Consider the following 10,006-nt stretch of genomic DNA (forward strand, 5'->3'; position numbering starts at 1 on the left):
CGTCCAGCATCTCCGGTTTCCGTTTCTGGCGCCCGCGCAACCAGACCGTCACCTTGACCTTGTTGCCCTCGGCCAGGAATTCCCTGATCTTTTTCAGCTTGACTTCGACGTCGTGCTCGCCGATGACCGGGGTGAACTTGATCTCCTTGACCAGGATTTTCCTCTGGTGGCGCTGGGCCTCATGGGCCTTTTTCTGCAGCGCATAGAGGTACTTGCCGTAGTCGAGGATGCGGCAGACCGGCGGCTTGGCCTCGGGCGAAATCTCGACCAGGTCCAGCTCTTTTTCCCTGGCGATCTCCATGGCCTGGGCGACGGAAAGGATGCCGACCTGGTTCTTTTCCTCGTCGATCAGGCGGATTTCCTTGGCCGTGATCTCCTCGTTGATCCGATGCGGGTTTTTCTTGGGAATGGGTTTACTGAATCTCATAAGTTTGGCTTTTTTCCTCTACTTTTGTTTTTATTTTAGCGATGAACGCGGGAAGCGCCATTTTGCCCTGGTCGCCCTGCTTGTGGATGCGGTAGGAGATGTTCCCCTCCTGCTGCTCCTGGGTGCCGATGACGATGATATAGGGAATCTTCTGGATTTCCGCGTCGCGGATCTTGCGGTTGACCCCCTGGGAGCGGGCATCCAGCTCGGCGCGCAGGTCGTTCTGCCGCAGCTGCTCAAGCACGCCGCGCGCGTAAGGCAGGCAGTCGTCGCTCACCGGAGCGATGGCCACCTGGACTGGCGCCAGCCAGAGCGGGAAGAAGCCGTTGTAATGCTCGATCAAGACCCCGAAAAAACGCTCCAGCGAACCCAGAAGCGCCCGGTGCACCATGTACGGCTGATGAGCGCTACCGTCGGCGCCGATGTACTTCATGTCGAAGCGCGCCGACATGTTGAAATCGAACTGGATGGTGGTGCATTGCCAATGGCGCCCCAGGGCGTCCTTGATCTTGATGTCGATCTTGGGTCCGTAGAACACCGCCTCGCCCTCCATGCGCTGGTAGGCCAGCTGGCGCACGGTCAGGGCCGCGACCAGGGAGGCTTCAGCCTGAACCCACATGGCATCGCTGCCGGCGTACTTGCCGGTAATGCGCGGATCACGGACGGAAAGCTCGATCTTGAAATCGTTGAAGCCGAAGGACTTGAGCAGGTCGAGTGAGAAATCGAGGACGCGCAGGATTTCATCGTCGATCTGTTCGGGGGTGCAGATGATGTGGGCGTCGTCCTGGGTAAAACCGCGCACGCGCAGCAAGCCGTGCAGGGTGCCGCTGCGCTCGTAGCGGTAGACGGTTCCCAGTTCGGCCCAGCGCAGCGGCAGGTCACGATAGGAACGCTGGGTCGATTTGTAGATCATGATATGGAACGGGCAATTCATGGGTTTCAGATAGTAATTCATGCCGTCGATGTCCATGGGCGAGTACATGGAGTCCTTGTAAAAATCCAGGTGCCCCGACGTCTGCCACAGCCATTCCCGGCCGATGTGCGGCGTATAGAGAAGTTCGTAACCGCCCTGGTAATGCCTTTTTTTCCAATAGGCCTCGATCTCGTTGCGCATGCGCGCCCCTTTGGGGTGCCAGTAAACAAGACCCGGGCCGGCTTCCTCCTGCAGGGAGAAAAGGTCGAGGCTCCTGCCCAGCAGCCGGTGGTCGCGCTCCTTGGCCTCCTTCAAAAGCCGGAGATGCTCCTGCAAGGCCTCGGCGTCGGGAAATACGGTGCCGTACACCCGCTGCAGCGAATGGCTTTTCTCGTCGCCCTTCCAATAGGCGGCGGCCACGCTGAGCAGCTTGGAATGCTTCAGCAGGCCGGTGGCCGGGAGGTGCGGGCCGCGGCACAGGTCAACGAAATCGCCCTGTTTGAATACGGAGACCTCGTCGCCGGTTACTTTTTCCTCGAGCAATTCCAGCTTCAAGGACTGCCGGCGCGCGCGGAAATACTCGACGGCTTGTTGTTTGGACCAAGTCAGCTTCTGGATCGGCTGGTTTTGCTTCACCAGGTGCGCCATTTTGCTGGCGATTTTTTCCAGGTCGCTTTCTACGAAGGGGCTTGCCAGCAGAAAATCGTAATAAAAGCCGTTTTCCACGGCCGGGCCGATACCGTACTGGGCGTCGGGGAATAATTCGAGTACGGCCTGGGCCAGGAGGTGGGCGCAGGAATGGCGGTAGACTTCCAACGCTTCGGGGGAGTCCGGGGTGATCTCCTGCATGTCGTTCCCGGGGGCAACCGGCGCACCGATCTCCTTCAGGTCGCCGTTTACCTTAAGCAAAATCGCTTTTTTTCTTTCCATGGTGAACATAGGCGCGGGCGGGCTCGAACCGCCGACCTCTACCGTGTCAAGGTAGCGCTCTAACCAACTGGGCTACGCGCCTTTGCTAGCCTGCCTATTTGATCAGCGCTTTCAGTTCTTTGCCGGCCACGAACTTGGGCACCTTCTTCTTGGGGATGTTGATCTTGGCGCCGGTCTTGGGGTTTCTGCCCACCTTGGCTTTCTTCTCGATCACCTTGAAGGTTCCGAAACCGACCAACGTCACTTTCCCGTTCTTTTTTTTCAACACATCACCGATCACTGTGACCAGTGTATCAATGACTTTGATGGCATTGCTCTTGATGATAGTGGAATCTTTAATCATGTGCTGGGCAATTTCATTCTTGTTCATTAATATCCTCCTTAACGTCAGGAGTCAATTTACCTCAAAAGGAACCGGAAGTCAATACCCACCGTCAAAAAACAAACCCGGGCTTGCCATCGCCACGGCGGCCGATTCGGCATTTTGCCCCTCCCGGCCCATGGCGTAAAAAGACGAAATTTGCTTTTTGCGCGAAAATCCATTACAATAAATTACTCAAAAAATGAGCAAACTGAGGCACTTACATGGCAGAAGAATTGTTGAAAAGCATCATGCAGATCAGTCGGGAGCGCGGCGTCAATCCCGACATCTTTTTTTCTGCCATCAAAGAAGCGCTGCTGATTGTTTCCAAGCGGTTTTTTGACCCCGAAGCCGACGTCCAAATCGAGATCGACGAAGTGAAAGGGACGATCGAGGTCTATGTCAGCAAGATGGTGGTCAAGGAGATCACCGACCCGCTGGCGCAGATCTACTGGAAAGACGCCCTGAAATACGACTCCAAGGCCAGGGAAGGTGACGTCATCAAGATTCACATGCCCGGCGAGACCCTGGGCCGTGTCGCCGCCCAGACCGCCAAACAGATCATCCTGCAGAAGATACTCAAGGCCGAACAGGAAAACATTTACGAACGGTACGCGCCGCTGGCCGGGACACTGATGAGCGGGGAGATACGCCGCATCGAGAACAACAACATCATCCTCGGCCTGGAAATGGGCGAGGCCATCCTGCCGCCCAAGGAACTCTCCCCCAAGGATGTTTTCAGGCGCGGCGAGGTCATCAATTTCCTGATCAAGCGGGTTTTCGTCGAAGGCAAGGGCCCCCTGGTCCTGGCCACCCGCTACATGAATGATTTCGTGGCCGAGCTGATCAAGAAGGAAGTGCCCGAAGTGGCCGAGAACATCGTCAAGATCTACGCCATCGCGCGCGAACCGGGGGTCAAATCAAAAGTGGCCGTCTACTCGACCGACAAGGCCATCGACCCGGTCGGCGCCATCGTCGGCATGAACGGCAACCGCGTCCTGGCCATCAGCAAGGAACTGCGGGGCGAACGGATCGACGTCATCGCCTGGAGCAGCGTGCCGGAGCGCTTCATCGCTTCCGCCCTAACCCCGGCCGAAGTCGTCAAGGTGCACCTGATCGATCCGGAAAACCACTTGGCCGAGGTGACCGTCAAGGACGAGACGCTGTCGGCGGCCATCGGCAAGAAGGGAGTCAACATCAAGCTCGCTTCCAAGCTCACCCAGTGGGATATCCAGATATCCAACCGCAAGTTCGAACATCTCGAAGAGGGGCAAAAAAAACAATAGGAGGGCGATCCCATGGCAACCATCAAACTTCATGAAGCCACCAAGCAATTTGAAATAGCAAATAAACTGGCCATGTTCTTTTTGGAAAAAGTAAATCTGCCAGTCAAATCGCACTCCTCGGTAATCCCCGTCGACCAGCTCGAACTGCTCCGCGAATTCGCGGCCAGCCCGGAAAAGATAACGACCCTTGAGACCGCCGCGAAAAAAGGGGCCGCGGCCAAGGCCAAAGCGGCCGCGCCGCCGCCGGCAGCCCCCCACGGGGACGCCGCGGCCAAGCCGCCGGCAGCGCCGGCGAAAAAAAAGGCCGCCGCCGAAAAGAAACCGGCCCCGGTCTCCCCGCGGGCGGCCGAGAAAAAAGCGCCGGAGAAAAAGCCGGCCGAGAAAAAAACCGTTGTCAGCGAACCCGTTGCCAAGCCGGTCAAGGCGGCGACGCCGCCGCCGGCAGTCCCCCACGGGGACGCCGCGGCCAAGCCGACGGCAGCCCCACACCGGGACGCCGCGGCCAAGCCGACGGCAGCGCCGGCAAAAGCCCCCGACGTCAAGAAAGCCGTCCGCCCGGAACCCGAAGCGCAGAGGCCGCCCCGGCCGGCCCCGGCGCCTTTCATACCGGCCCCGTCGCCGTTCAGGAGGCAGCAGCCGCAATATCATCCTCGCCGCCATGAACCGGCCGCACCCAAATTTCACCCTCCCAAAAAGGAAAAGCCGGCCGTGGCGGTCGTTCTGCCCAGCCACATCCAGATCACCGATTTCTGCACCATGAAGGAACTGGCCGAAAAGCTGAACCTCAAGCTGAAGCCGCTGGAAGATAAAATCGCCCAGCTGAAAATGAATTACCAGGGCAACCAGATCATCGACCGCGCCGATATCGAAAAAATATGCGCCGATCTCGGCGTGGCGTTGGAAATCCTCCCCTATGAGGATTACCTGTTCCAGAGCTACTTGGCCAAGAGCGGCAGCCAGCTGATTCCCCGGCCGCCGATCGTCACGGTCATGGGCCATGTCGACCACGGCAAAACGACGCTGCTGGATACGCTGCGCAAGACCCGGGTGGCGGAAAAGGAAGCCGGCGGCATCACCCAGAAAATCGGCGCCTACAAGCTTCAGACCGCCGACGGCGCGATCGTTTTCATCGACACGCCGGGGCACGAAGCGTTCACCAACCTGCGCGCCCGCGGGGCGCAGGTCACCGACATCGTCATCCTGGTGGTGGCCGCCAACGACGGCGTGCAGCCGCAGACCGTGGAAGCCATCAACCACGCCCAGGCCGCCAAGGTGCCGATGATCGTGGCCATCAACAAGATCGACATCCAGGGGGCGGACAGCGAAAAGATCAAGCAGGAGCTGAACAAGCACAACATCCTGGTGGAAAGCTGGGGCGGCAAGGTGGTATCGGTGGAAATCTCGGCCAAGTTCAACAAGAACCTGGATACCCTGCTGGAGATGATCCAGCTGGTCGCCCAGATGCAGGAACTCAAGGCCTACATCCAGATCCCGGCCCGGGGAACGATCATCGAATCCAGGCTCGATCCCCAGCTCGGCCCGATCGGCACCGTGCTGATCCAGCACGGCCAGCTGAAAAAGGGAGACTACTTCATCTGCGGCAGCGATCTGGGCAAGATCAAGTCGATTTTCGACGACAGCGGCAAGATGCTCAATAGCGCCCAGGTTCCCGACCCGATCGAGATCATGGGTTTCGAAGCGCTGCCCCAGGCGGGCGACGTTTTCCAGGTCATCGACGACCTAGAAAAGGCCAGGAAAGTCATCGAAATGCGCCAGATCAGCCTGAAGGCCGCGAAAAGCAAGGATTTCCTCGCCGAAAAGAGGCTGAGCCTGCAGAACCTCTTCCAGCTGGTGGAGCAGAATGTCGTCCAGGTTTTCCCGGTGATCGTCAAGGCCGACAACTTCGGCTCGGCCGAGGTTCTGGGTCTGACCCTCAACCGCCTCAGCCAGGAAAAGCTGAAGATCGAAATCCTGCACAGCGGGCTGGGCAACATCACCGAGAGCGACATTCTGCTGGCTTCGACGGCCCGGGCGGTCATCCTCGGCTTCAACGTCAAAACCCCGCAGAAGATCCTCTCCCTCGCCCAGCAGGAAAAGGTGGAAATCAGGCTGTACAACGTGATCTACCACCTGGTCGAGGACATTGAAAAAGCCGTCAAGGGCAAGATCGGCCCGCAGTACCAGCAAACCCTGATCGGCAAGGTAGAGATCCTGCAGAAATTCAAGATCTCCAATGTGGGCATCGTGGCCGGCTGCGTCGTGCGCGACGGCAAGGTCACCCGCAAGTCCAAAATCAAGGTCATGCGCGGCGACGACCTGGTCTTTGAAGGCGAGATCGAATCCCTGAAGCGGATCAAGGACGAGGTGTCGGAAGTCAGGGCCGGAACCGAGTGCGGCATCCGCATCAAGAATTTCAACACCATCGAGGTCGGCGATCTCCTGGACGTGTACGAAACAACCATCCTGCCATGATGATCGGCATGCTGGTGATCGACCTGATCAATGAGCAGTTCCACAGCCTGAAGGAAAAAAGGCAGCTGCTGACCAGCCTGAAGAAACGCCTGAAAAACAAGTTCAATATCGCCGTCGCCGAGAGCGGCGATCAGGAGCTATGGCAGAAAGCCCAGATTTCCATCGTCTCGCTGGCAGCCGGCCGGAACATCCTGGACAGCACTTTCAAACAGATCGAGGATTTCATCTTCCTGAACTATCCCGTCCAGATCACCCAGATGAAGGTCCAGTATTTCTAGTCATGTCCTACCGCCTGGAAAAATTCGCCAGCACCCTCAAGCAGTCCCTGGGGGAAATCCTGATGAAGGACAGCCTGAATCCCGACTTCACGTTCGTGAGCATCGCGCGCATCGAGATCAGCGCCGACTTGAAAAAGGCCGACATCTTCATTTCGTCACCGCTGCAGGCCCTCGACGACATCCTGGCGCAGCTGCAGCGCTCGCAAGGGTTCATCAAGCGCCAGTTAGCAAAAAAAATGATTTTGCGCCACATGCCCGAACTCCAATTCCGCAAGGACCTGGCATTCGTCTTCGATCAGAAGATCGCCGTCATCGGCAAGCCCAACGACCATGAAAACACAAATAGCTGAACGAATCCGCAAAGCCCGCACCATCGCCATCAGCTCCCATGTCCGCCCCGACGCCGATTCCATCGGCAGCGGACTGGCCCTGAATCTCATGTTCAGGCAAATGGGCAAGGAGACGTGTTACTGCAACGTCGATTCAGCCCCCCATCCCATCAACCTGCTTCCCGGCTACGGAGATCTCCGCCTCCGCCAAATCGACCCAGAGCCCTTCGACCTGGTGGTGCTGATCGAAGGCGGCGGCGAGGAGCGGACCGGACAAAAGAACCTGAAGAACTATTTCTGCGTCAACATCGACCACCATGCCGGCAGCAGCCTGGACGCCGATCTCAACTGGGTGGTACCGGAAGCCGCGGCCGTCGGTGAACTGATCTACGACCTGGGCCGCGAGCTGGGCGTTGTCTTCAGCCGCGACATCGCCTTCAATCTCTATGCGGCCATCGCCTCCGAAACCGGCTCGTTCAAGTATTCCAACACCAGGCTTGAGTCGCTGGCTATCGCCTCCGATCTGGCGGACCGCGGCGGCTTCGCCCCCTGCGAGGTCAGCAACCTGCTGTTCAACGCCAACCCGCTCGAAAAGATCCAGATGCTGTCCAAGGTGCTGTCCACCCTGGAATTGGCCCTGGGCCAGCGCGTGGCCATGATCGATTTCCAACGCTCGTTCCTCGAGCGCATCAGCCTGAAGGAAATCGAGACCGAGGATATCATCGCCATCGCCCGCTCGATCCAGGGCGTGCAGGTGGTGCTGTTTTTCAAGGAGATCGCCGCCGACTACTTCCGCGTCTCCATCCGCGCCCGTGACCGTTTTTCCGCCCGGCAGGTCGCCCAGGCATTCAACGGCGGCGGCCACCCCCACGCGGCCGGCTTCTTCTACCGCGGTTCGTTGGCGGCGGCCAAGAAAGAGATCCTGCAGCTGATCCGCGGCCAACTCCAATGATCCACGGCCTGATCGTCGTCAATAAGGAAAAGGGGATCACCTCGCACAGCGTGGTCGAGAAGATCCGCCGCCTGTACGGCACCAAGAAAGCCGGCCATTTCGGGACCCTGGACCCGCAAGCCACTGGCGTGATCCTGATCGCCCTGGGCCAGGCCACCCGTTTTTTCGATTTCTACGTCAAGCAGGAAAAATTGTACACCGGCCTGATCCGCTTCGGCTTCGCGACCAGCACCTATGATTCCGAGGGCGAACCGCAGGGCGGCAAGCAGGACATCGACCTGTCCCGCGTCGACCTGGAGGCGTTGCTGGCCCCGTTTCGCGGCGCGCAGATGCAGCTGCCGCCGATGTTCTCGGCCAAGAAATTCAAGGGCCGGCCGCTTTACAAATATGCCCGGTGCAACCAGGAGGTCGCGGTCAAACCCGCCGCGGTGAACATCCACCAGTTGACGGGCCGGGTGATCGATGCCGAGACGCTGGAGTTCGCCGCGCTGACATCGGCCGGCACCTATATCCGCTCGCTGGCCCATGACCTGGGCCAGAAGCTCGGGGTCGGCGCCTTTTTGCTTGAATTGAAAAGGGAAAAGATCGGCGCTTTCACCCTGCAGCAGGCGCGGACCCTGGGCGAGATCGAAGCTCTGGCCGTTGCCGGCAATGGTCTGCAGGCGGTCATTCCCATCGAAATGCTCCTCGGCGAGTATGCCAAGATGATCGTCAATCCAGCCGGCAAGCGCTGCATCTGCAACGGCATGCCCCTGAAGGCGTCGGACATCATGAAAATCTTCCCCGGTGTCAGCAACGATTTTTTCAGGATATTCGACGATGCCGGCAAGCTGCTGGCCATCGCCGAGAAAGAACCTCAGGCCATGAGCTTCAAATCCTCCCTGGTCTTCCCCGAGGACGAGTCTGGCGCTTGACCTGTAAAAGCCGGCATCCGCGCGGCTCAGCGGGGAAGTCCTAGCGCAGGATGAAAACCGCCGCGACCGGGTTGTGGTCGCTGTTGCGGAAAGCCAGATTCTGTCCGCTCACCTTTACGATCTCCACGTTGGGGGAGACCAGGAAGCCGTCGATGACCGCGACGAAGTTCTCGCCCTGCCGGTAGGCCGTGCCGTTGCTGCGGACCGTGGGCATGGTCCTATCGACCGCCCAGGCGAAACCCGGCGGAGTAAAGTCGTCCGGCACCATCACGTACCATCCCGGCGGCGCCATGGTTGCCTTGAAAAGTTTGGCGTCGGTACCAGGCAGGCCGTGGTTCCAATCGCCGCCGACGATCACGTGGTTGCCTTTTCTGTATTCGGCCATGACATGCCGGCGCAGATAGGCCAACTGCTGCTTTCTGATCCTCCCCCCCTTGTCAAAAACCGACAAATGGGAGTTGAGCAGCAGCAGTTCCCCGCCCCCGGCCAGCGGCAGCCGCGTTTGCAGAAAACAGCGGTCAAGCTCGGCCAGTTGCCGCGGCCAGGCTTCGCTGCCCGGGTAGCGGTAGCGGACGGCGGCGTCCATCCGATAGCGGCAGAGGGTCAGCAAGCCGCTCTTTACCGCGCCCATGGGGCGTGTCAACGGCACCGGCACCCAGGCCACCTGGTAATTGACGGCGAAAGCCGCGCCATGGCCGGGGAAACTGGCCTGCAGATAGGTGCGTTCGTCGACCTGGTAGCTTCTTGAGGCGCGGCTGTCCACCTCCTGTAAGGCCAGCAGGTCCGGTGCTGCTGCAATCAGGAAACGGGTGATTTCCTCCAGGTTGGTCCGCGTCTGTTCCAGGCTCCGGCAGCGGGAGTGCGTGCCGCCATCCATGAAAAAATCTTCCCCGGCGTCGAGTCCGCAGTAGCCGATGTTGAAGGTCATGACGGTGAACGGGACGTTCTTCGGCAGCAGCCGAGCCTGGTTGTTGTCAATGCCCAAAAGGACCGCCGGCGCCGGCCTGTAGTCGCTTACCGTCAGGAACGCCAGGAAGAGGAAAACGATCAGCGTTGGCACCCCGATGAGCGCCAGCAGCCATTGCGAAAGTTTGCGGATCATGATCTCAGCCGAACAATTTCTTCAGCAGGCGGCCGATCAGGG

Annotated in this window: 10 protein-coding genes and 1 tRNA gene; 6 read left to right on the plus strand and 5 right to left on the minus strand. The window is 59.2% G+C overall.

Annotated elements, in window-relative coordinates:
* The 4 genes from infC to NTW95_00405 form a co-directional block, all read right to left on the minus strand.
* On the minus strand, window positions 1-427 hold a 427-nt coding region (infC, locus tag NTW95_00390; GenBank protein ID MCX6555884.1), incomplete at its 3' end, for a translation initiation factor IF-3.
* Window positions 414-2,270, minus strand: coding sequence for a threonine--tRNA ligase (gene thrS, locus NTW95_00395; protein MCX6555885.1), 1,857 nt, complete (start codon window positions 2,268-2,270; stop codon window positions 414-416). The genes thrS and infC, both read right to left, overlap by 14 nt.
* An 8-nt stretch (window positions 2,271-2,278) precedes the next feature.
* Window positions 2,279-2,352: transfer RNA gene (locus NTW95_00400), tRNA-Val, on the minus strand.
* A gap of 12 nt (window positions 2,353-2,364) precedes the next feature.
* Complete coding sequence (locus NTW95_00405) at window positions 2,365-2,640, minus strand: HU family DNA-binding protein (GenBank protein ID MCX6555886.1); 276 nt, start codon at window positions 2,638-2,640, stop codon at window positions 2,365-2,367.
* Between the two features lie 215 nt (window positions 2,641-2,855).
* On the opposite strand from NTW95_00405, the gene nusA reads away from it, so the two are divergent.
* From nusA to truB, 6 genes are read left to right on the plus strand one after another with little or no spacing between them, the layout of a single operon-like run.
* The gene (nusA, locus tag NTW95_00410) at window positions 2,856-3,917 is read left to right on the plus strand and encodes a transcription termination factor NusA (protein ID MCX6555887.1); all 1,062 of its coding nucleotides are present in this window, start codon (window positions 2,856-2,858) and stop codon (window positions 3,915-3,917) included.
* A 12-nt stretch (window positions 3,918-3,929) separates the two neighbouring features.
* Window positions 3,930-6,389 carry a translation initiation factor IF-2 gene (gene infB / locus NTW95_00415; protein MCX6555888.1) on the plus strand — a complete coding sequence of 820 codons (2,460 nt, stop codon included), beginning with the start codon at window positions 3,930-3,932 and terminating at the stop codon, window positions 6,387-6,389.
* Window positions 6,386-6,667, plus strand: coding sequence for a DUF503 domain-containing protein (locus NTW95_00420; protein ID MCX6555889.1), 282 nt, complete (start codon window positions 6,386-6,388; stop codon window positions 6,665-6,667). The genes infB and NTW95_00420 overlap by 4 nt, the downstream gene beginning before the upstream one ends.
* Before the next feature lie 2 nt (window positions 6,668-6,669).
* Window positions 6,670-7,017, plus strand: coding sequence for a 30S ribosome-binding factor RbfA (rbfA, locus tag NTW95_00425; protein ID MCX6555890.1), 348 nt, complete (start codon window positions 6,670-6,672; stop codon window positions 7,015-7,017).
* Window positions 6,998-7,948, plus strand: coding sequence for a bifunctional oligoribonuclease/PAP phosphatase NrnA (locus NTW95_00430; protein MCX6555891.1), 951 nt, complete (start codon window positions 6,998-7,000; stop codon window positions 7,946-7,948). The genes rbfA and NTW95_00430 overlap by 20 nt, the downstream gene beginning before the upstream one ends.
* Entirely contained in the window at window positions 7,945-8,862 is a 918-nt protein-coding gene (truB, locus tag NTW95_00435) for a tRNA pseudouridine(55) synthase TruB (GenBank protein MCX6555892.1), read from the plus strand. The genes NTW95_00430 and truB overlap by 4 nt, the downstream gene beginning before the upstream one ends.
* Before the next feature lie 40 nt (window positions 8,863-8,902).
* Here truB and NTW95_00440 read toward each other — a convergent pair whose 3' ends face one another.
* Entirely contained in the window at window positions 8,903-9,964 is a 1,062-nt protein-coding gene (locus NTW95_00440) for an endonuclease/exonuclease/phosphatase family protein (protein ID MCX6555893.1), read from the minus strand.
* Between the last annotated feature and the right edge of the window lie 42 nt (window positions 9,965-10,006).

The sequence above is a fragment of the Candidatus Aminicenantes bacterium genome (assembly GCA_026393795.1).
In the GTDB taxonomy this organism is placed as follows: Bacteria; Acidobacteriota; Aminicenantia; order UBA2199; family UBA2199; genus UBA2199.